Source organism: Polynucleobacter sp. UB-Siik-W21 (assembly GCF_018687415.1).
Taxonomy (GTDB): domain Bacteria; phylum Pseudomonadota; class Gammaproteobacteria; order Burkholderiales; family Burkholderiaceae; genus Polynucleobacter.
Window position 1 is genome coordinate 267062 of sequence record NZ_CP061289.1, and the last position, 22066, is coordinate 289127.

25 protein-coding genes are annotated in these 22066 nt (G+C 43.3%); 18 read left to right on the forward strand and 7 right to left on the reverse strand.

The features are described 5' to 3' along the window. Positions 1–52: 52 nt before the first annotated feature. From adk to C2756_RS01460, 6 genes are all read right to left on the reverse strand, one after another. On the reverse strand, positions 53–718 hold the full coding sequence (gene adk / locus C2756_RS01435; protein ID WP_215319618.1) for an adenylate kinase: 666 nt from the start codon (positions 716–718) through the stop codon (positions 53–55). A 104-nt stretch (positions 719–822) separates the two neighbouring features. Next, entirely contained in the window at positions 823–1584 is a 762-nt protein-coding gene (gene kdsB / locus C2756_RS01440; RefSeq protein WP_215319619.1) for a 3-deoxy-manno-octulosonate cytidylyltransferase, read from the reverse strand. A 10-nt stretch (positions 1585–1594) separates the two neighbouring features. Next, positions 1595–1774 carry a Trm112 family protein gene (locus C2756_RS01445; protein ID WP_215319620.1) on the reverse strand — a complete coding sequence of 60 codons (180 nt, stop codon included), beginning with the start codon at positions 1772–1774 and terminating at the stop codon, positions 1595–1597. Between the two features lie 57 nt (positions 1775–1831). Next, the gene (lpxK, locus tag C2756_RS01450) at positions 1832–2917 is read right to left on the reverse strand and encodes a tetraacyldisaccharide 4'-kinase (RefSeq protein WP_215319621.1); all 1086 of its coding nucleotides are present in this window, start codon (positions 2915–2917) and stop codon (positions 1832–1834) included. A 16-nt stretch (positions 2918–2933) separates the two neighbouring features. Beyond that, positions 2934–3395: a biopolymer transporter ExbD gene (locus C2756_RS01455; RefSeq protein ID WP_215319622.1), complete on the reverse strand. Its 462-nt coding sequence runs from the start codon at positions 3393–3395 to the stop codon at positions 2934–2936. After that, a complete protein-coding gene (locus C2756_RS01460) occupies positions 3395–4027 on the reverse strand; it encodes a MotA/TolQ/ExbB proton channel family protein (RefSeq protein WP_215319623.1) in 633 nt (210 codons plus the stop codon). Before C2756_RS01460 ends, C2756_RS01455 begins: the two co-directional genes overlap by 1 nt. Before the next feature lie 313 nt (positions 4028–4340). On the opposite strand from C2756_RS01460, the gene xseA reads away from it, so the two are divergent. Further along, on the forward strand, positions 4341–5555 hold the full coding sequence (xseA, locus tag C2756_RS01465; RefSeq protein WP_215319624.1) for an exodeoxyribonuclease VII large subunit: 1215 nt from the start codon (positions 4341–4343) through the stop codon (positions 5553–5555). 18 nt (positions 5556–5573) lie between these two features. On the opposite strand, the gene murB is transcribed toward xseA, so the two are convergent. Beyond that, complete coding sequence (gene murB / locus C2756_RS01470) at positions 5574–6611, reverse strand: UDP-N-acetylmuramate dehydrogenase (RefSeq protein WP_215319625.1); 1038 nt, start codon at positions 6609–6611, stop codon at positions 5574–5576. A gap of 79 nt (positions 6612–6690) precedes the next feature. Between murB and C2756_RS01475 the strand changes: the two genes are divergently transcribed. From C2756_RS01475 to C2756_RS01555, 17 genes are all read left to right on the forward strand, one after another. Next, a complete protein-coding gene (locus C2756_RS01475; protein ID WP_215319626.1) occupies positions 6691–7176 on the forward strand; it encodes a YajQ family cyclic di-GMP-binding protein in 486 nt (161 codons plus the stop codon). A 70-nt stretch (positions 7177–7246) separates the two neighbouring features. Continuing rightward, complete coding sequence (locus C2756_RS01480) at positions 7247–7546, forward strand: BrnT family toxin (protein WP_215319627.1); 300 nt, start codon at positions 7247–7249, stop codon at positions 7544–7546. After that, positions 7533–7805 (forward strand): type II toxin-antitoxin system BrnA family antitoxin, encoded by a 273-nt coding sequence (gene brnA / locus C2756_RS01485; protein WP_215296302.1) that lies wholly within the window; start codon positions 7533–7535, stop codon positions 7803–7805. The genes C2756_RS01480 and brnA overlap by 14 nt, the downstream gene beginning before the upstream one ends. Before the next feature lie 43 nt (positions 7806–7848). Continuing rightward, positions 7849–8769, forward strand: a complete 921-nt coding sequence (gene xerD, locus C2756_RS01490) for a site-specific tyrosine recombinase XerD (protein ID WP_215319628.1) — start codon at positions 7849–7851, stop codon at positions 8767–8769. A gap of 31 nt (positions 8770–8800) precedes the next feature. Continuing rightward, the gene (gene plsY, locus C2756_RS01495) at positions 8801–9433 is read left to right on the forward strand and encodes a glycerol-3-phosphate 1-O-acyltransferase PlsY (RefSeq protein ID WP_215319629.1); all 633 of its coding nucleotides are present in this window, start codon (positions 8801–8803) and stop codon (positions 9431–9433) included. A 28-nt stretch (positions 9434–9461) separates the two neighbouring features. Continuing rightward, positions 9462–9833 carry an MAPEG family protein gene (locus tag C2756_RS01500; RefSeq protein WP_215319630.1) on the forward strand — a complete coding sequence of 124 codons (372 nt, stop codon included), beginning with the start codon at positions 9462–9464 and terminating at the stop codon, positions 9831–9833. Between the two features lie 16 nt (positions 9834–9849). Then, the gene (gene folE, locus C2756_RS01505) at positions 9850–10632 is read left to right on the forward strand and encodes a GTP cyclohydrolase I (protein ID WP_215319631.1); all 783 of its coding nucleotides are present in this window, start codon (positions 9850–9852) and stop codon (positions 10630–10632) included. A gap of 379 nt (positions 10633–11011) precedes the next feature. Next, complete coding sequence (locus tag C2756_RS01510; protein WP_215319632.1) at positions 11012–11320, forward strand: high-potential iron-sulfur protein; 309 nt, start codon at positions 11012–11014, stop codon at positions 11318–11320. 150 nt (positions 11321–11470) lie between these two features. Then, entirely contained in the window at positions 11471–13600 is a 2130-nt protein-coding gene (locus tag C2756_RS01515) for an acyltransferase family protein (protein ID WP_251372089.1), read from the forward strand. A gap of 198 nt (positions 13601–13798) precedes the next feature. Next, on the forward strand, positions 13799–13942 hold the full coding sequence (locus tag C2756_RS01520) for a hypothetical protein (RefSeq protein WP_215319633.1): 144 nt from the start codon (positions 13799–13801) through the stop codon (positions 13940–13942). A gap of 427 nt (positions 13943–14369) precedes the next feature. Then, complete coding sequence (gene galE / locus C2756_RS01525) at positions 14370–15380, forward strand: UDP-glucose 4-epimerase GalE (protein ID WP_215319634.1); 1011 nt, start codon at positions 14370–14372, stop codon at positions 15378–15380. Further along, the gene (locus C2756_RS01530; protein ID WP_215319635.1) at positions 15373–16860 is read left to right on the forward strand and encodes a mannose-1-phosphate guanylyltransferase/mannose-6-phosphate isomerase; all 1488 of its coding nucleotides are present in this window, start codon (positions 15373–15375) and stop codon (positions 16858–16860) included. The genes galE and C2756_RS01530 overlap by 8 nt, the downstream gene beginning before the upstream one ends. Before the next feature lie 54 nt (positions 16861–16914). After that, a complete protein-coding gene (gmd, locus tag C2756_RS01535) occupies positions 16915–18045 on the forward strand; it encodes a GDP-mannose 4,6-dehydratase (protein WP_215319636.1) in 1131 nt (376 codons plus the stop codon). A 10-nt stretch (positions 18046–18055) separates the two neighbouring features. Beyond that, positions 18056–19045, forward strand: coding sequence for a GDP-L-fucose synthase (locus C2756_RS01540; RefSeq protein ID WP_215319637.1), 990 nt, complete (start codon positions 18056–18058; stop codon positions 19043–19045). Between the two features lie 54 nt (positions 19046–19099). Continuing rightward, positions 19100–20281 carry a DegT/DnrJ/EryC1/StrS aminotransferase family protein gene (locus tag C2756_RS01545; RefSeq protein WP_215319638.1) on the forward strand — a complete coding sequence of 394 codons (1182 nt, stop codon included), beginning with the start codon at positions 19100–19102 and terminating at the stop codon, positions 20279–20281. Between the two features lie 104 nt (positions 20282–20385). After that, positions 20386–21168: a transketolase gene (locus C2756_RS01550; protein ID WP_215319639.1), complete on the forward strand. Its 783-nt coding sequence runs from the start codon at positions 20386–20388 to the stop codon at positions 21166–21168. After that, the gene (locus C2756_RS01555) at positions 21161–22060 is read left to right on the forward strand and encodes a transketolase family protein (RefSeq protein ID WP_215319640.1); all 900 of its coding nucleotides are present in this window, start codon (positions 21161–21163) and stop codon (positions 22058–22060) included. The genes C2756_RS01550 and C2756_RS01555 overlap by 8 nt, the downstream gene beginning before the upstream one ends. Positions 22061–22066: the final 6 nt, after the last annotated feature.

Below are 22066 nucleotides of genomic sequence, written 5' to 3' on the forward strand. Positions count from 1 at the left end.
TATTTCAAATAAATAGGGCTGAACTGCAGTCCTATTTATTAAGCAGAATCACTTACTTCAATGCTAAAAAGATTGAAGCAGTAATATCGTCTACATTGCCAGTACCACTTACTTTTCTATAAGCCGGCGCTTTGACTTTGTCTGTTGAGCTAGCTTGCGCAGCCCATGAAGAGTAGTAATCAACCAATGGACGGGTTTGGTCGTCATAAACCTGCAAGCGTTTGCGAACCGTTTCTTCTTTATCGTCATCGCGCTGTATCAGTGCATCACCAGTCACATCATCCTTACCTGCAACTTTTGGCGGGTTGAATTTGATGTGATACGTGCGACCAGAAGCAGGATGGACACGACGACCGCTCATGCGATCAATGATGGCATTAAATGGAACATCGATTTCTAAAACGTAATCGATTGGAACACCAGCATCTTTCATGGCTTGCGCTTGAGGAATAGTTCTTGGGAAGCCATCAAATAAATAGCCTTTACTGCAATCTGGCTGGGTCAGGCGATCTTTCACCAAGCCAATGATGATGTCGTCAGAAACTAAGCCGCCGGCATCCATAATTTTTTTAGCAGCAACCCCAAGCTCTGTGCCGGCTTTTACGGCAGCGCGCAACATATCGCCAGTAGAGATTTGTGGAATTGCAAATTTTTCACATATAAACTGAGCTTGGGTGCCTTTTCCGGCACCAGGTGCACCGAGCAGAATTAAGCGCATTGTTTTCCCCTTAGAGTATCTTTAATTGTCCCGTATTTTGTCGGGATCTTTTGTATCTAATGCTTAGGATTATCCCCGAGAAGCAGCAATCTACTTGCGAATTCTCATACCTTAGCTAGGAGGACTCTTACTCGCTCTAGATCTTCAGGGGTATCCACGCCTGCTGGTGGGGCCTCAGTGGCAGTATGAACCGCAATTCGATAGCCATTCCAGAGGGCGCGAAGCTGCTCTAATGCCTCTGCTTGCTCTGGGGGCGCTGGCTCAAGGCGCGTATAGGCTTGTAAAAAATCAGCTCGGTAGGCGTAGATGCCCAAATGACGCAAATGTTTAGTTGTTCCCGCTAACTGCGAATCTCGAACAAAGGGAATGGCTGCTCTTGAAAAGTAGAGTGCTTCCCCAGTGCGATTGAGAACCACTTTAACGACATTTGGATTTTGAATTTCAGCAACATCATGAATTGGAACAGCAACAGTGCAGATCGCACATTCCGTATGATCAGCCAATTTTTGCGCAACTTGATTAATGAGCTCTGGCGGTATGAGAGGTTCATCACCTTGAACATTGACTACCAATGCATCACTAGGAAGTTTGAGTAATTGCACTACCTCTGCAAGACGATCAGTCCCGGTTGGGTGGTCTGAGCTAGTCAATAAACATTCGATATGATGCTCATTGCATGCCGCCTGAATTTCAGTTGAATCAGTCGCTACTACTACGCTATGCGCCAAAGATTTTTTGGCCTGCTCCGCAACTCGTACCACCATAGGTTTTCCGCCAATATCGGCAAGTGGTTTACGCGGTAAGCGAGTAGAGCCTAACCTTGCAGGTATGACGACTAAAAAATCTGGAGTTTTAGAGTCACTCATGCTGATTTAATTAGAGAACTTCGTCAGCGTTTAAGCTGCGTGCTTCTTCAACCAACATCACTGGCACATCATCACGAATCGGATAGGCTAGGCAATCCGCTTTGCATATCAGCTCATGTTTATCGATATCCAAATGCAGTTGGCTTTTGCACAAAGGGCAAACCAAGATATTGAGTAAGCGTTTATCCATAATAATTTAAATGAGGGGTATAAAAAAAGAGTGTAGCGCTTAATGCACTTACTGCGCTTATAAAGTATATCGACGAGGATCTGGTCTTTGCAAAATGGATTGCAACCAGTCCACAAGATTGTCGGGCAGGTGGAGCGACAGCGGTACAACCCAAATACGCTCATCCTGGATAGCCGCACATTTAACCGCATCCTTCTCTGTAATCAGAATGCATTCTGTTTTGATGGCACTGAAAAAGTCTGGACTGAAGGTGGCATGGTCTGGCAGTGGAATGCATTTCCCGGTGAAGCCATGCTTTACTAAGTCATCAAAAAATCGCTGTGGGTTACCAAGGCCTGCAAGTGCCGTAATATTCTTTGATAAGAATTGTTCAGCAATTTGCTCAAGCGACTGGGTATTCGAGACATTAATGAGTTGATAGGCTGTGCCCAGGCGACTGGCCAAATTGAAACATCGACGACCCAAAAAGTATTCATCAAGGATGCCACTTTTTTGATTCTTGGGAGTGCCAGTAAATAAAGTAGCATCACGCTCACGGGTAGCTGGTTCACGTAGTGGACCAGCGGGAAGTAGAAAGCGATTGCCTTCACCTCGATCATCACGTACTACGAGCTCTATATCGCGACCACCTTCACGTGCAGGCCAACGAATCAAGCCGCGATGCTGTAAACCATCATCACTAATAATGATATTTACATCAGGGGAGTGCTTTAGCATTGCTTTGATGCTTTGCTGGCGCTTGGGAAAAACCCAGATCGGAAATTGGTCGCCAGTACGGTTTGCAATCAAGACTGGTTCATCACCAACTACAGCAGGATCAGAGTCACTCTTCACTTGCAGTGGCATTGTCTGTACAGATGAGCCATAACCTCGACTAATGATTCCAGGCTTCCAGCCGAGTTGAGATAGTTGCTGCGCTAATGCAATCACGATGGGGGTTTTGCCAGTGCCCCCAATCCGAATATTGCCAACAATGATGATGGGGACTGGAGCAGGTTCAGCCCTGCCAATATCTAAGTCATGAATTAACTTACGAATGCGTAAGATTCCGCCATATAGCCAAGAGAGTGGCCACAGCATAAGACTAGTTGGACCGCGCCTCTCCCAAAACTTGGGGGCATTACGAAAAATAGATAACGCCATCGCTAATTTCTTCTACTTACTTCTTTGTCTGACTACTAAAAACAATATTGCTCAGATTGGCGTCACGCGCTGCTTCTAGGGCCGTCATGACAGATTGATGAGGCGCTTTAGCATCTGCATCGATATTAATTTGCAGATTATTGTTAGCTTGCTTATTGGATTCAGTGCTTAACTGCGTCAAGACATTGCTTAATTGAGATGGGTCTGTCAATTTGCCATTGATTGCAAAGCGGCCATCACGGCTGACTGCCATATGAATTTGTTTGCTCTCCACTTGAGTTTCATTGCCGCTTGCAGTTGGTAAAGTAATCGCCAACTCTTGATAACGCGTGAAGGTGGTAGAGATCATGAGAAAGATCAGGACCACCAGTAGCACATCGATAAAGGGAATCAGATTAATTTCTGGCTCAGTAGAAACTGATATCGTTCCTAGGGAAAATTGCTTTCCTGATTTTGAATAGGTGTCTAACCAACTCATTACGCAGATTCTGTTGGATACAGTTTTTTAAATAATTGGCGTGTGAACTCTTCGCATTCACGCTGACGTTGATTTGCGATTGCACGCAATGTTCGCCAGGCTGCCAGTGCAGGTATCGCAATCAATAAACCAAATGCAGTGTTATAGAGCGCCACGGAGATTCCATGTGCAAGCTGTTGGGGGCTGCCAGCACCATTGATAGCGCCTTGACTACCAAAGATTTCAATCATGCCCACTACGGTGCCAAATAAGCCTAATAAAGGGGCTATGGTGGCGATTGTTGCCAATGCTCCTAAATAGCGGTCAAACTTTAACCAAGTGGCCTGTGCAACCGCTTGCAGTTCTTCTAAGGCTGATTGAGTGTTACTACCGGCAGATTTCTCGCGCAAAACGCAGGCAAGCAATGGGCTTGCTGGGGATAGCTGGGCTAACTGAGTGATTTGCTCACTCGCCAGTGTTTTTTGGCTAACTACCTGATTGGCAAGGGTAAAAGCAGTTTCTAAGCACCCTTTTGGGAAAATATGAACCTGGCGCAGATACCAGCTCCGTTCTATAAGAATGGCTAGGCCAATAATAGAAATGATTAAAAGAGGCCAAATAGGCCAGCCAGCGGATAGTAAGATGGAGTACATATTACCAGTACTTTAGCTGAATTAATAAGCCCCTTTCAGAAAGCTTGCCTGTGGATAACTCTGTGCAAAACTTTTTTGTAGGGCTGCTCTAAGTCCTTGATTGATCGTCGGCTGGGTGTAGTTCTCCTAAAAGTACTATGAGAAGTCGGGATAAATTCAGCATATAAATCATATGCTTATCATTAAAATGTTGTATTTATGAGACGTTTTGGGTCAGTAATTACTTACTTATGCGCATTAAACAAGAGCCAGTGGGCTTCTGTGGATATTTATTACCGTCTAGGCTAGATAGCTTGGGGAGCGAAGAGAAAAAATGTCGGAAATAGCAAGGGAAATTCTGTCTGTCGGCGATCTAAACCGCGCCATTGCTCAATCTTTAGAGGATCGTTTCGATACCGTTTGGGTTAGCGGGGAGATTTCGAACTTTAAGGCCTATGACAGTGGGCACTGGTATTTTTCATTAAAGGATGAAGAAGGTCAAATTCGCTGCGTGATGTTCCATGGCCGCAATGGCCAAGTTGGATTTATGCCGCAATCGGGAGATTTGGTGGAAGTCACCGCCAGTTTAGGCATGTATGTTCCTAGAGGCGATATTCAGCTGACGATCCAAACTTTACGGCGCGCTGGGATGGGCGGTTTGTATGAGGCATTTTTAAAGCTCAAAGCCAAACTCGCAAAAGAAGGTTTATTTGATGAGGATCGCAAACGAGAGATCCCAACACACCCAAGAGCCATTGGCATTATTACTTCGCCACAAGCAGCCGCATTAAAGGATGTTCTAAGCACCTTGGCAAGACGCGCGCCGCATATTCCGATTGTCATTTACCCAACCCTGGTGCAAGGCTCGGATGCGCCTGCAGGAATCATTGCTGCACTCAAGGCTGCAGAGAAAGAACAGGCAGTAGATGTAATCTTATTAGTGCGCGGCGGAGGTAGCATTGAAGACCTCTGGGCGTTTAATGATGAACAGTTAGCGTATGCAATAGCGGGCTCCTCCATTCCAGTAGTGAGTGGTGTTGGGCATGAAACGGATTTCACGATCGCAGACTTTGTAGCTGCCCTACGTGCACCAACCCCGACCGGAGCTGCAGAGCTAGCAGCTCCACGCAAAGATCAAATGCTGCAAGAGCTCGATGCCATTAGGCAAGCCTTGTTACAGCGCATCAATCAACGGGTAGAGCGTGAGGCACAAACACTGGATCAATTAGCATTAAGATTAAGTCACGCCTTACCAAATCCAGATAGGATGCGAGAGCAAATGACAGGTTGGCAACAGCGCCTGCATCAAGCCTGGGCTGTGCGCATGGAAAACTGGAAACGTAATCAAATGCACTATCAATCCCAGTTAGAAATGCTGAATCCGCAAAGAACTTTAGAGCGTGGTTATGCCGTTATCCTGAATGTCAATGAAGATCTTCACGTAGCCCGCAAGCCAGGAGATCTCCACACTGCAACCGAATATGAAATACGTTTAGCCGAGGGCACAGCAGCAGTACAGTTTGAAAAAGTATCTTCTCTGAAAGATTAAATAGAACTCATACAAGAATTAAAGGATATTGGGCTCAATATCGAGACTCACACCAAACTCTTTTTGAACTTTATCTTGAATGCATTTTGCAAGCCTCAAAATATCTTGCGCTATGCCATTGCCATGATTCACTAGTACCAAGGCTTGCTTTTCATACACGCCCGCATTGCCCATGCGCTGCCCTTTAAAGCCACATTGATCAATGAGCCAGCCAGCAGCTAATTTGCGCTTACCCGTAGCATCAGGATAGGAAACTAAGCCTGGATGTTTCTGACGCAAAGTCTCGTATTGCTCGCTAGGAACAATCGGGTTTTGAAAGAAGCTACCAGCGTTGCCGATGACTTTTGGGTCTGGGAGCTTTAGGGTACGGATCTTGCAAACAGCTAAGAAGATTTCTTCTGGGCTTGGTGAAGATTGTCCAGAAAATTGCTTTGCCAAATCGGCATAATGAATACGTGCTTGCCATTGCCTAGGGATTCTAAAAACGACCTTTGTCACAATAAAGCGTTGCGGATTTTGTTTGAAGTAGCTATCGCGATAAGCAAAGTGACATGCTTCTTTCGTAAGAGTGACAAAGTCTTTGGTTTTGACATCAAAGACTTCCACAGAATTAATGTACTCGCCAATCTCAACACCATAAGCACCAATATTCTGAATGGGAGCGGCGCCAACTGTGCCGGGAATAAGGGCTAAGTTTTCTAGCCCTGGCAAACCTTCTTCTAAGGTCCAGGCAACGAATTCATGCCAGTTCACTCCGCCGCCAACGGCTATTAAAGTTGAGCTGGCATCAGCAGTAGTTATCTGCTGACCGGTGATATTCATGAGTAAGGTTGCGCCAGGTAGAACCTTGGGTAGGATGACGTTACTACCCCCGCCGAGCACTCGCCAAGTCAATTGCTTCTCGGCAATTTCATTCATTACCCCTGGAATTTGATCTGCAGCGGTAATTTCGTAGGCCAGTTCTGCGCAGGCATCAAACCCAAAGGTATTCCGATCCTTAAGACTGAGGTTTAGAGTCAATTTTGGACTGGCGGACGTATTTTGGTCAGAGTTCATGACACAATCTTATTCGAATGTTTGCTAAGTGCGCAGATAATTAAATATCTTACGTAATTGAATAAATAGGGAGTAAAAAATGCCTTCATTTGACGTGGTTTGCGAACCAGACATGGTTGAGCTGAAAAATGCGATTGAGCAATCCAATAAAGAGATTAGCAATCGCTTTGACTTTAAGGGTTCTGATAGTCGCGTAGAGCAAAAAGATGAAACTCTCATCTTATTTGGTGATGATGACTTTAAATTGGGTCAAGTACGGGATGTGCTCTTTGGCAAGATGGCTAAGCGCAATGTAGATGTGCGTTATCTGAAAGATGATAAAAAAGAGACTATTGGTAGCGATAAGCGTAAGCAAACCATGAAGATTCAAAAAGGCATCATTTCAGAGCTTGCTAAAAAAGTAGTCCGCATTATTAAAGATAGCAAAATCAAAGTGCAAGCGAGTATTCAGGGTGATGCGGTTCGTGTTACTGGTGCAAAGCGAGATGATCTGCAAGCAACAATGGCTCTACTTAAAAAAGACGTGACCGAAGCGCCATTGGGCTTTAATAATTTCCGTGACTAACGCTAGGCTGGCGAGCCTCTAAAGACCATTTGCTAGTTAAGTTAATGTATATTATGATAATATACATTCAATGATAGATCTTCATCAAATAGCGGGGTTTCAGTGGGATGCAGGAAATGCCTATAAGAGCCAAGATAAGCATGGAGTTACTCAGGTTGAAGCTGAAGAAATATTTTTTAATCAGCCTTTATTAATTTTGGGTGATGAAAAGCATAGCGAGGAAGAGCGGCGATATCTTGCACTTGGAGTCACTGGCGCAAAAGTGTCGTTATCTGTAGTGTTTACTTTGCGTAAAAAGGGAACCTTAATTAGAGTGGTTTCTGCAAGACCAATGAGCAAAAAAGAAAGGGCGTTTTATGAAAAAGCCTAATAAGATTATTCCTAAATTCAAGAACGAAAAAGAAGAGCGTGCTTTTTGGGAAAAAAATGATGCCTCAGATTATTTTGATCTGTCCAAGGCAACAAAAGTGACGATGCCAAATCTTAAGCCTTCAACGGCCTCAATTTCTTTGCGCCTATCCCAGAGCGTTCTAGAGAATATTAAATTACAGGCAAATAAGTTGGATGTGCCTTATCAGTCCCTGATGAAAGTTTGGCTAGCTGAAAAGTTGGAAGAGGCTACTAAGTAATCGGGAGATGCCCCTTTCTTTTTGCCAAAAAATCTCATCTACTATGACCCCTAAAGGTCAAATACACCCAGCAAGCGAAGAGGCGATCGAGCGCTTTTGTGATGCTTGCTGGCTAGAGGATGGTCTGGCAAAGAACAGTCTGTCTGCTTATAGAAGGGATTTGTTGCTATTAGCGCAATGGCTGTATCAGCAATCTGGCGCTGATTTATACTCGGTTCAAGAAAAAGATCTCACTGCCTACATAGCGCATCGTAGAGCAGACAAGGCAACTACCGCCAATCGACGACTTACGGTTTTCAAACGTTTTTATCGTCACGCCTTACGCATCAACTTAGTCAAGAGCGATCCATGTATTGGATTGCGCGCAGCTAAGCAGGCCTTACGCTTTCCAAAGACCTTAAGTGAAGCTCAGGTCACCGCTCTACTTGGTGCTCCGGATGTTGAAACTCCCTTAGGTTTACGTGATCGTACGATGCTTGAGTTAATGTATGCCAGTGGCCTGCGTGTTTCAGAGATTGTTTCTCTGAAAACGGTAGCCCTAGGCTTAAATGAGGGCGTAGTGCGAGTCGTTAACGGCAAAGGGGGCAAAGAGCGCTTGGTGCCATTTGGCGGTGAAGCAGGACAGTGGTTGAGGCGATATCTTGCTGATGCCCGCACGCTGCTTCTAGAAGGGAAAACAACGGATGCAGTATTTGTGGGGCGCCATACTGGCTCAGGTCTCACAAGACAGGCTTTCTGGGCACTCATTAAACGTTACGCCACATTAGCTAATATTCCCGTAGCGCTATCTCCCCATACTCTTCGGCATGCTTTTGCAACCCATTTACTAAATCATGGTGCTGATTTAAGGGTAGTTCAGTTGCTCTTGGGCCATGCAGACATATCTACCACGCAGATCTACACTCACGTCGCCAGAGAGCGGCTTAAATCAATTCATCAACAGCATCATCCACGTGGCACATGAATGGAATGCTAAAAGTGTTTAAGATGACGATATGATTTTCACTCTAGATATTTTGCTGATTCCACTTGCCTATCTGATTGGCTCGATTTCATTTGCAGTAGTGGTGAGTCAGTGCATGAACTTGCCTGATCCTCACTCCTATGGCTCAGGTAATCCTGGGGCAACAAATGTGCTGCGTACAGGGAATAAATTGGCCGCAGCGCTCACTTTTTTGGGTGATGCTCTCAAGGGTTATTTTGCAGTCATGCTTGCTCGAGTTTTATTAGGGGATCAGTCTCTCACTGCATCACTTAGTTCTTGGGTTTTATGTGGTGTAGTGCTCGCCGTATTTTTAGGCCACTTGTTCCCGGTATTTCATGGTTTTAAGGGAGGCAAGGGCGTTGCCACTGCATGCGGTATTTTGTTTGGTGTGAATGATATTCTTGGTCTTGCCACCCTAAGCACTTGGATTATTGTGGCAGTGTTTTTGCGTTATTCCTCTTTGGCTGCTCTGGCTGCCGCAGTATTTGGCCCCATCTATTTTGTTTTTCTGTTTGGCTTTCAGCCCATGGGGATTGCACTCTTAGCTGTTTGTTCGTTATTGATTTGGCGTCATCGTAGCAATATTCAGAATTTACTCAATGGCACTGAAAGTCGTCTTGGTTCTAAAAAGACTAAAAGCTAAAACCGCCCATTAGATAAGAAAAATCACTATGACAATCGCTTACGCCTGTGTTCTATTTATGGGCTTGCTTCCTTATATTGCTGCGGGCATTGCCAAGAAAGGCTTTGAGGAGTACGACAACAGCATGCCAAGACAATGGTTGGCTAAACAAACTGGTTTTAGAGCAAGGGCAAATGCCGCCCAAGTAAATCTTTTTGAGTCTTTACCATTCTTTTTTGCGGCAGTTATCATCGCCCATATTGAAAATGTAGCTCAGTCAAAAATTGATTTTCTTGCTATTGGTTTTCTCATTACTCGTATTGCTTACCTCATTTGTTATATCGCTAATTGGCCTACCGCTAGATCAATTGTTTGGTTGCTTGGTCTGATTTGCGTTATTGCTATCTTTTGCCAAATCTAAATAGAACGCTACCACTATGACAGCTAAAAAAATATTCAACGCAGCACCGACTAAGACGACTACAAAGAAATCTCTACCCCCTAAAGTTTCAGTAAAGAAAGTCATAAACAAAAAAGAGGATGCTGGGCTACCTCTCTCTGTAGTCATTCGACGCCGTATCGAGGCGCAGAAGGCGCGCTTTCATGCTAATGACAATATTGCTGCTTTTATTAAACCTGGTGAATTAGATGCGCTGGTTGATGAGGTGTCTGAAAAGATGCAAGCCGTTCTAGAAAGCTTGGTTATTGATACTCGGAATGACCACAACACCAGAAACACTAGCCGTCGAGTGGCGAAGATGTATGTGCAAGAAGTTTTTAATGGCCGCTATGTTGATCAACCGACTTTGACCAAGTTTCCTAATGTGAGTCGCCTTAATGAACTCATGATTATTGGGCCGATAACAGTTCGCAGTGCATGCTCACACCACCTTTGCCCAATCATGGGTCGCATTTGGATTGGAGTTTTACCAAGTAAAGAATCGGCATTAATTGGCTTGTCTAAGTACTCAAGGTTAACTGAGTGGGTTATGTGTAGGCCACAAATTCAGGAAGAGGCGGTTGTCGAGTTGGCAGATATTCTTGAGAGAAAGATTAAGCCAATTGGCGTTGCGGTTGTCATGGAAGCAGATCACTTTTGCATGCAATGGCGTGGTGTCAAAGATCGCGACTCCAAGATGATTAACAGCGTGATGCGCGGCTCTTTTTTAAAAGACTCCAATCTACGTCGTGAGTTTTTGGCACTGATTGATCGGAAATAATGTATTAAAAATGTGGAAAACTTTTCTGCCCTCGCTCGCAGTTTTGCTTTGTTTGCTCTCTTGCGCAGTAATACCTGAAACAAATCAAGATCCTGCAAAGAATAATCGGACAACTTTTCAAAAGGATTGGAGAGAGTGCAAGGAAGATTATCCTGAGCTTGGATCTGGGGTTCACGTCAAACAATGGCAAGGCTGTATGAACTTAAAAGGCTGGCTGTAATCTCAGTCCCAGCCCCTTTATTTGGTGAGAACAATTCTCATCTATATTTGTTTATAAATCAGTAACTTACACCTTATCTAGCAAGCTCAATTTATCTCCATTATGATCCCAACAGTTTTATAGATTCTTATCGCTGATCGTTTTACTTTTGGAGAACCCATGAAAAATAGTCGTCGCCAATTTATGATTTTGTCTGCTGCTGGTGCTTGTACATTGGCATTGAACGGTACTGTTCAAGCTCAAGCAATGGTAGCAGAAACCGATCCACAAGCCGCTGCTTTGGGTTACAAAGCCGATGCCTCTAAAGTAGATAAAGCAAAGTTTGCGAAATATGCTGCGGGTCAACAGTGCAGTAGCTGTGCTTTATTTCAAGGTAAGGCTGATGCAGCTGCTGGTGCTTGCTCGTTGTTTGCAGGTAAGCAAGTTGCTGGTAAGGGTTGGTGCTCTGCTTATGCTAAAAAGGCTTAAATTAAGTTCTTTACCTCAGGTTTGATGGTTACCTATAGAAAGCTACTTTGAAAAAGCCGCTTTGTTCAATGAACTTAGCGGCTTTTTTATTGGCTTAAAGCCCCTTTTCATTTATTCTGCAATGCATTTAAGATTATTCAAAAAGTTTGTTTGAGCGCTTCCACTAATCACCTTCTGCATCCTAAATATCGTCCCGATATTGATGGCTTGCGAGCTATTGCAGTATTAAGTGTTCTTATTTTTCATGCGTTTCCTGAATGGCTCTCAGGCGGGTTTGTGGGCGTAGATATCTTTTTTGTAATTTCTGGTTATTTAATTTCTACCATCATTTTTGAGAATCTTGCTCAGCAGCGTTTTAGTTACAAAGAGTTTTACGTCAGACGGATTAATCGAATTTTCCCAGCACTTTTTTTCGTGCTCATTGCTTCTTATGCATTTGGTTGGCTCAATTTATTAGCCGATGATTTTGCTCAGCTAGGAAAGCATATTGCTGGTGGGGCTGGGTTTGTATCTAATTTAGTGCTGTGGAATGAGAGCGGTTATTTTGATAAGGCTGCCGAAGTAAAGCCTTTACTGCATTTGTGGTCACTTGGAATTGAAGAGCAGTTCTATATTTTTTGGCCCTTGTTCATTTGCTGGATCAGTCGTTGGCCCAAAAAAGTATTGCCAGCAATATTGCTGATAACAGTTGTGTCCTTCGTACTCAACGTCACATTTATCAGCTCAAATCCTGTCGCTACTTTTTACTCCCCAATCACACGTTTTTGGGAGCTTCTCTTCGGTTCCTTGCTAGCGTATTGGACTTTGCATTCCCAGGCGGTCAATCGTGTCACTAGTGCGCAAAAAAATATTGCCTCAGTACTGGGGCTTGGCCTAATCATTCTTGGAATCTTCGCTTTAAATCAAAAAAGTCTCTTTCCAGGTTGGTGGGCTCTTTTGCCAACCATTGGCGCAATCCTACTCATTGCCGCTGGACCAGGGGCATGGTGCAATCGCCATATTTTGAGTTTGCGGGTAATGGTGTGGATTGGCCTAATTAGTTTTCCACTTTATCTCTGGCATTGGCCTTTATTAGCTTTAGCGCGTGTTCAGGAAGGCGGAACCTTGCCATTGTTCAATCGTGCTATTTTGGTGTTGGTAGCGATTGCGCTCTCATGGCTCACTTATCAGTTTGTTGAAAAGCCCATCCGCTTTAATACAAGATTTCGTACGCAGAAAAATGTCGCTTTAGTCATTTTGATGATTCTGGTAGGTTACTTGGGCTATAACTGTTTTGATCGCAAGGGTATTGAGTTTCGCCACAAGTTTTTTATCAAACAGATTTCAAGCTATACTTTCGATAAGGTGGCAGAGCAAAGACAGCGCACATGCTTCTTAATGGACAAGGGTGACGATGTCACCAATTTTTCTAAAGTATGCATTCATGACGATAGACCCTTTAAATTGGTTTTATGGGGTGATTCACATGGGGGCTCTATTTATCCAGGGTTTAGTGAATTAGAGCGACAAAATGTTAAAGTGGGTGTGACCCAATTTACTGCCGCTGGTTGTGGGGGTTTACTGCCGACTGATGAGCAAGGCTCCTTCTGCCAGAATGCAAATGAATTAGCACTTAAAGAGATATTTCGGATAAAACCAAATTTAGTGGTAATTTACAAAGCATGGCATCCCCATTACCTCCCTTTATTAAAGGCCACCCTTGAGAAACTACATGCTGCTAATATTGCTGTTTTAGTGATTGGACCGACCCCAAGATGGACTGATGATTTGCCCAGAATGGTCTACAGGTACTGGAAGAATCATAAAGAGTTACCACCCAAATATAGTTTTGAGGGCGTAGCACAAAATTTATTGGTCATGAAAATCAATGATCTTAATGGGTTGCGTAAGGCATTTAAAGAGCAAGGCTTGCTGTTTCCAAAAGCTCTAGAACAATTTAATCTGAAAAATGGCATTAAGGAGTCGGAAAAAGCTTTTCAAAGTCTCAATCAAGCCAAGTTTGGATATTATTATTCAGCTAGCGCCCAAATGTGTAATGAAGATGGCTGCTTTATTCCAATGAAGGTCTTAGACGCAGATTTAAAGAAGCTGGTTATAGCGCATGGCGGTGATTATTATTCTGCATACGACCGTCTTTGTAATGAACGCGGTTGTCTAAATAGAATGCCTGGAGCGGAAAATGCACTGACTACGCTTGATGAGGATCACATCACTCCAGCGGCTGCTAGATATATCGTTAAGGGCTTAAATCATGATTTCCTTAACGCCCTTGTGAAGTAGCGCTAACTCGCAAGTAGAAACCTAGTCAATATGAAAAAAATAATGGGACATTACTTAAGACGGCCAACTTTTATTTTGCAGGAGATCAGCCATTAGCATTTTGGCATGATGGATTTCGGACAATTTTTGGAGCTTTTATTGCTTTATGGTTTGTGCTTATGATTGCCAATATCTAGGTAGGCTTGGGGGTGCGGACGAGTGTCTGATGACTCCTTATTGGTAATGCCTGAGGGGGCGATGTTGTCAATTTTGGGAATGTTTATCTTGGGTTGCATGCGTCTCCCTGCGGCTGCAGTTGCCCTTATGGTTGTTTTGGATCAGGTTTTTATTTTTAATTTATGACATTTTCCCAGTATTGGTAGATTCGTTTTTGCTGATTTTAGTTGGGGCTGCCTATAGTAATTTAACCGGAAAAAGCTATCCAAACCGCCCAAAATAGCATCAAAAGCTGATATATGATTATTTAATTTTTGAGGCTGCTACAGAGATAATTCAGTGCTTAATCTCGTAGTTATGGTGTTTGCCAACATTTTCTTTGCGAATAGACTTGGAGGACTCAGTTACTGAGTTGCTAAGTTTGGGGGTATACACGCCATTCATGTTTTCTACTGCACTTTTTAGTAGTTTAAGACCTCAATATAGGCGCTAAATCAGGCCATGACCAATTTTAATAAATACTCAGATGGGGCGTAAGGTTATAAAATTACTATTTACGGGACTTCATGAAACGGACCCCGCAACATATTTCATCAAATACGAAAACTAGCACTTGAATATTCTTTTAACTGGTGGAACGGGGTATATCGGTAGCCATACTGCAGTGGTGCTGGCTAATGCAGGCCATTCTGTCGTCCTGCTGGATAATTTTTGCAATAGTAATCAAAGTGTATCTGCACGCATTAATCAGATTACCAACCAAACCCTTGTTTGTATCGAAGGGGATGTTCGTGATACAGATCTTTTAATCAATACCCTGAAAAAATTTAAGACTGAGGCAGTAGTTCATTTTGCAGGTCTAAAGGCGGTTGGTGAATCAGCCCAAGAGCCACTGAGTTACTTTGACAATAATGTGGCTGGATCTATTAGTTTGCTCGAAGCGATGAAAAAGACAAATGTCAGGACTATTGTGTTTAGCAGTAGTGCTACGGTATATGGAAAGCCCCAATACTTGCCTTACGATGAGGTGCACCCCTTAAACCCAATCAATCCCTACGGTAGAACCAAACTACAAGTCGAGGAGATTTTGCAAGATGTGGCTAAAAGTGACTACTCCTGGAGAATCGCCTTGCTAAGATACTTTAATCCAGTGGGGGCCCATGTTTCAGGAATGATTGGCGAGGATCCTCGAGGAACACCTAATAACCTCATGCCTTACATCATGCGCGTTGCCGCTGGAGCGTTACCTCATTTAAACATTTTTGGCGATGACTATGACACACGTGATGGCACAGGTGAGCGTGATTATATTCATGTAATGGATTTAGCGGAGGGTCATCTTGCAGCACTCAATTACCTGACTCAACATTCTGGTTGTGAGATTTTTAATTTGGGCACCGGAATCCCTGTGAGCGTTCTGGAGTTAATTCACGAATTTGAGGTAGCATCTCAAGGTACGATTCCCACTGAGGTTGTTGCAAGAAGGGCGGGGGATTTACCCATTTACTTTGCCAGCGCAAATAAGGCGAAATCTTTAATGGATTGGTCTGCTAAACGAGATTTAACTGACATCTGTAAAAGTAGCTGGAATTGGCAGAAATTTAGAGGATCTCTTGATGACTAGAATAGTCCCTGTGATTTTATGTGGCGGCTCTGGAACGCGGCTTTGGCCCTTATCAAGAGCGGGATTTCCGAAGCAGTTTTTATCATTGTCAGGATGTGATTCTCAGGCAAGCCTATTTCAAGAGTCCTTGCTGCGAGCAAATAAGATTGCGCAGGCTAAGTTTGATGGTGTTTCAAGCCCAGCAATAGTGGTGATTAACGAAGAGCATCGTTTTTTGGCGCTTGATCAGCTTCAAGGGTTGACTGATGTAAAAGTAAACTTATTGCTAGAGCCTTCTGGTAGAAATACTGCTCCGGCACTCACTGCTGCGGCACTCTTTGCTTTGGTGGACGAGGAAGATCCTATATTGGTAGTCAATCCTGCTGATCAGTTTGTTGAAAACGACCCTGCTTTTATAGACGCAATTCAAGCTTGTATTGAAGCAGTAAAGGTAGATCAAGAGAGCAAGACAATTGCAATTCTAGGAATCAAACCTATCCGCCCAGAAACGGGTTTTGGTTACATTAAATGCGGTAAAAGTCTTCGTGATGGCCAGGCATTTATTGTCAACGAGTTTGTTGAAAAACCAGACTTTACAACAGCACAAACGTATCTAGCTAGCGGCAATTACTATTGGAATGCTGGCATTTTCGTTTTAAGAGCTAGCACTTGGTTAAAAGCTTTGAATGAATTTAGACCAGACATCTTAACTGCAGCCAAGAAAGCTATGAGCGAGATCACACAAGAGAAATCTGGTGACAGTACTTTTATTAGGCCTCATAAAGAGGGGTTTAATGCAATACCAAGCGAATCCATTGACTATGCAGTCATTGAAAAGTGCCCAGACTCCAAGTTTCAAGTTGACATGATTGAGCTTGAGGCAGGATGGAGTGATTTAGGTGCTTGGGATGCTGTATGGCAGGCCGGTAAAAAAGACCAACACAATAACGTTAGCGTGGGCGATACGCTATTAAGCGATGTTAGTGATTCTTTAGTTTATGCCAGTAATCGTTTAGTGAGCGCAGTTGGAGTACAAAATCTGGTGATTGTAGAAACTGCAGATGCGGTATTGGTTGCGGACAGATCGAAGAGTCAAGATGTTAAAAATATCGTCGCCCAATTAGATCAACAAAAGCGGGAAGAAAAAAATCTTCATCGAAAAGTGGCGAGGCCCTGGGGTTGGTATGACAGTATTGACCAAGGAGAGCGCTTTAAGGTCAAGCGGATTCAGGTAAAGCCGGGTGCTAGCTTATCTCTTCAAATGCACCACCATCGCGCTGAGCATTGGATTATCGTTAAAGGTGTCGCGCAGATTACTAATGGCAAGGAAGTTATTACTCTTAAAGAAAATGAGAGCACCTATATCCCCAAAGGGCGGGTTCATCGCTTGGAAAACTTAGGGTCTGAGCCCTTGGAGATTATTGAGGTCCAGTCTGGCGATTACCTTGGCGAGGACGATATTGTCCGCTTTGAGGATGTATACGGCCGCTCCGGCACTTAATTCGGGCGTTGTCCAATATACTGTTATTAATTCATTACTAGAAAATACCTCTTTATGGACGCTGGAAAAAAAGTAGCGCTGATTACTGGAATTACCGGTCAAGACGGTTCGTATTTGGCAGAGTTTTTGCTTGAAAAGGGCTATGTAGTCCATGGTATTAAGCGGCGCGCCTCATCATTTAATACTGAGCGCGTTGATCATTTATATCAAGACCCTCATATTGATCATCGTAATTTTGTATTGCATTACGGAGATTTAACTGATTCGAGCAATTTGACAAGAATCATTCAGCAAACACAACCAGATGAAATCTATAATCTCGGCGCTCAAAGCCATGTGGCGGTTTCTTTTGAGGCTCCCGAATATACGGCCGATGTGGATGCAATCGGTACCTTGCGCATCTTAGAGGCTATCCGCATCTTAGGGTTTGAGAAAAAGACCCGTTTTTACCAAGCATCTACTTCAGAGCTGTATGGTCTTGTGCAAGAGATTCCACAAAAGGAAACCACCCCTTTTTATCCGCGCAGCCCTTATGCTGTTGCTAAGCTATACGCCTACTGGATTACAATTAACTATCGTGAGGCTTATGGAATCTACGCCTGCAATGGGATATTGTTTAATCATGAGTCCAAGCGCCGTGGCGAGACATTTGTCACGCGCAAGGTCACTCGTGGACTTGCGAATATTGCTCAAGGGTTAGAGGCGTGCTTATATATGGGCAATATCGATGCATTGAGAGATTGGGGTCATGCAAAGGACTATGTGCGGATGCAGTGGCTTATGTTGCAGCAAGATAAGCCTGATGATTTTGTAATTGCCACTGGAGTGCAATATACCGTTCGAGAATTTATTGCTAAAAGTGCGCAGCAGTTAGGCATCACGCTTCGTTTTGAGGGTAAGGCAGAGCAAGAGATTGCCATTGTTGAGGCTATTGGTGGCGATAAGGCGCCGGGTATTAAGATCGGAGACGTGATCGTTCGTATTGATCCACTTTACTACCGCCCAACAGAGGTAGAAACCTTGCTTGGAGATCCTACAAAAGCCAAGGAAAAATTAGGTTGGACGCCGCAAATTACTCTAGATGAGATGATTGCGGAGATGGTTCAAAATGATTTTACGCAAGCTTGCCAACATGCCTTATTAAGAAAGCATGGTTACGAAACATCTATTGGCAAGGAGAATTAATTTAATCGCCATGGACAAGAATCTAAAGCAAAAAATTTATGTAGCTGGTCACAGAGGCATGGCGGGTTCTGCAATTGTTCGCGGCCTGAAAGAACGCGGCTATCAGAACATCATTACCCGATCTAGATCTGAGTTAGATCTCACCAATCAGGCAGCAGTCGCTAATTTTTTTGCCACCGAGAAGCCTGATCAAGTTTATGTTGCCGCTGCTAAAGTGGGTGGAATTTATGCCAATAGCACTTTTCCAGCGGAATTCATTTACCAGAACCTCATTATTGAAGCCAATGTGATCCATCAGGCATTTGTTTCAGGCGTCAAAAAACTCCTTTTTTTAGGGTCTAGTTGTATCTATCCAAAATTAGCTGAGCAGCCCATGAGCGAAGAGGCATTATTGTCTAGCAGACTTGAAGAGACAAATGAACCTTATGCGGTTTCTAAAATAGCTGGATTAAAGTTGTGTGAGAGTTATAGCAGGCAGTATGGCAAAGAGTACGGTGTGGATTACCGCTCAATCATGCCAACAAACTTATATGGCCCAGGGGATAACTACCATCCTTTAAATAGTCATGTGATCCCCGCATTAATTCGTAGAGTCCACGAGGCAAAAGTAAATGGAGACCTTAATGTAACAATTTGGGGAACTGGAACTCCTAGACGTGAGTTTATGTACGTTAACGATATGGCTGGCGCTAGTATTTTTGTGATGGAGTTAGAAAAAGATATTTATGAAAAATACACTACTACTACCCGTAATTTTTTAAACGTTGGCTATGGTAGCGATGTAACAATTAAAGAATTGGTTGATATTATTGTTAAGGTTATTGGGTATCAAGGGGGGATTGTCTTTGATGGCTCTAAGCCTGATGGTGCGCCTCGCAAGTTTATGAATTCGCAAAGGTTGTTTGGCTTAGGTTGGAAGCCAAATACTGACTTGGAAGAGGGCATCAAAAATGCTTATTCAGATTTTGTTGTAAATATAGACCAAAAAGAATCTAAGTGAAGGCGCTTTGCGTCTTTGTATTTACTAAATTAAATTGAATAAGTGAGGTGTGCTGTGTTTTGGAAACTACAAGAAAATGTCTTAACTGACCATGATTTGAATGACTTAACGGATTTTATAAAAACCACCAAGCGCTTTACGCAATTTACTAATGTTGCCAAGTTTGAAGCAGCTTATGCGCAATGGCAGGGTTGTCAGTACTGTGTTTACGTGAATTCTGGTAGCTCCGCTAACCTCATCATGATTGCTGCAGCAAGTGAGATGTATCACTGGGCTGCTGATGCAGAAGTCATTGTGCCAGCGGTAACTTGGCCAACTACCATCACTCCAGTAATGCAGTCAAAGTACAAACCAGTGTTTGTGGATGCGAATTTAAGTGATCTTTCGTTTGATTATGACAAGCTAGCCGCTGCGATCACAGATAAGACTCGGGCTATTTTTGTAGCTCATCTATTAGGATTTCCAGCTGATATCAAAAAAATGCAACAAATTATTGGTGATCGCAATATCGTGCTTCTCGAGGACTGTTGCGAATCTCAGGGCGCCACTATTGATGGTAAAAAAGTGGGTAACTTTGGGTTGGCAGGGTCATTTAGTTTTTATTGGGGTCATCATATGACTACAGTAGAAGGTGGCATGATCTGTACCAACGATGAAGAGTTTTATAAACTGCTTTTACTCAAACGTTCTCATGGCTTAGCGCGTGAATTGCCAGAACGTTTTCATGCTGATATTAAGAAAAAGTACCCAGAAATTGACTTTAATTTCCTCTTTTTGTCCGACGGGTTTAATGTCCGCAATACAGAATTGCATGCTGTACTAGGCTTGTCGCAGTTACCAAAAATGAATGGTTACATTGACATTCGTAATAAGAACTATCGTAGCTATTTAGATATTTGCAAGAACTACGAGGATCAGTTGCATGTAATAAAACCAATGCCGGGCTACTCCTCTTTTGTTTTGCCATTCTTCTTTAAAGATGTCAAGAAAAAGCCGTTATTTCAAGAGTGCATGATGAAGGAGGGTATTGAGTCTCGACCGCTCATTAGTGGTAATTTGCTCAGACAACCGTTTCTAAATCAATACTACGATCCTACCAATTTTAAGAATGCTGATTTCATTCATGAAAATGCTTTCTATATTGGTAATAACCAATTTGTTGATGATTCAAGGATGGAGCGCTTAGCGCAGTTAATGAAAGCTTTTTTGGTAAAGGCTAAGCGCCCATTAGATTAGTCTTAAGGCAACCGGTACACTTTTAAGCTATCTTTTTTTGCATTAGCACTTAGAGGCTAGGTTGCCTCTGGCCGAAATATTCCTTAATTATCTTAATGATTTGTATGAGTCCAATAAAAAATTTAAAGCAAATTCGAGAAAAAATTGTGCTTATTTCCACTCAGGCAAAGGAGGGGCATATTCCCAGTGCTTTGTCGATCTTAGACCTGCTGTGGTGTTTGTATGATTCGGTGCTTAAGCTGCGACCTTTTGATCACAATCGCGATGTTTTTATCATGAGTAAAGGGCACGCTTCAATTGGACTTTATTCTGTTTTGGCGCATAAGGGTCTTATTGAAGATGGCGCACTTTCGGATTTTGCAAGTTTTGGCTCGATTTTAGGTGGTCACCCAGACCGCAATAAAGTTCCCTTTGTGGAAGCCTCGACCGGATCCCTTGGGCACGGTATGCCTATCGCTGTAGGAGTTGCACTCTCGAAGAAGATTAGCCATCTAAGCGGTTCTGCCTATGTGCTCGTTGGTGACGGTGAATGCAATGAAGGCAGCATTTGGGAATCAAGTCTCTTGGCAGCAGAGCATGAGCTTAACAACCTATGCTGCATAGTGGATCACAATCACACTACTGATCGTGCCTTATCGATTGATTCAGTAGCTGATAAATTTAGTGCGTTTGGCTGGGAGACGATAGAGGTAGATGGTCACGACCATCAACAAATCCTTGCCGCCTTTACTCATTTCTCTAGTCGCAGTAGTTCAAAGCCGTTTTGTATAGTCGCTAATACAATTAAAGGATACGGCATTAAAACTATGGAAAATAATCCAGAGTGGCATCATAAAACCCCCAATGAGCAAGAGCTTGCTTTGTTATTGGGAGAGATTCATGCCTAAGATGAATATGCGCGCTCAATTTGTCAAAACGATGACGGATCTGATTACCGAAGATCCTCAAGCGGTATTGTTACTAGGCGATATTGGGGTTCATGGCTTTAGACATCTCCTTCAAAACCATGCAGATAGGGCTTATAACATTGGCATCTTAGAGCAGGCAACCATTGGCCTAGCTGCAGGAATGGCGATGAATGATTTGATCCCAGTTTTTCATACGATTGCACCATTTATTGTGGAAAGAGCCTATGAGCAGCTAAAAGTCGATTTTGGCTATCAAAATCTCAATGGTAGTTTTGTCAGTGTTGGGGCTTCTTATGACTACGCAGGCTTGGGGTGCACACATCATTGCCCCGCAGATATTGGCGTCTTGAAGTTGATTCCTAATATGTCAATTATTTGTCCGGGTACTGCCACTGAGTTTGATGTCTTATTTAAAGAAGGCTTTAGAAAAGGCGGACCCAAGTATTTCCGCTTAAGTGAGGTGCAAAACGAGCAAAGCCATGATGTCAGGCTCGGTCAAGCGAATGTAGTTCAGGAGGGTAATGCTGGTCTTGTCATTGCTGTAGGCCCAATGCTATCCAAAGTGATGCAAGCTTGCGCTGGTTTAGATGTCAGCATTGTTTACTACACCAGCATTGCCCCTTTTGATGGCGAAGTTTTGAAGCATCTTCCAAACCCTACAGGGCGAATAGTGGTTTGTGAGCCTTATTACTCTGAAGGCGGCCTTGCTGTGAATATTCTGCAAGTGCTTGAGGGTGAAAAAATTGCAATCAAGACGATCGGAGTACCTACCGTATTTTCTACCAACTATGGAACCGCAAAAGAGCACGATACACATCATGGTCTAGATGCTGAGTCTATGAGAAAAACCATTCACCAATTTTTAGGTTAGATTTAT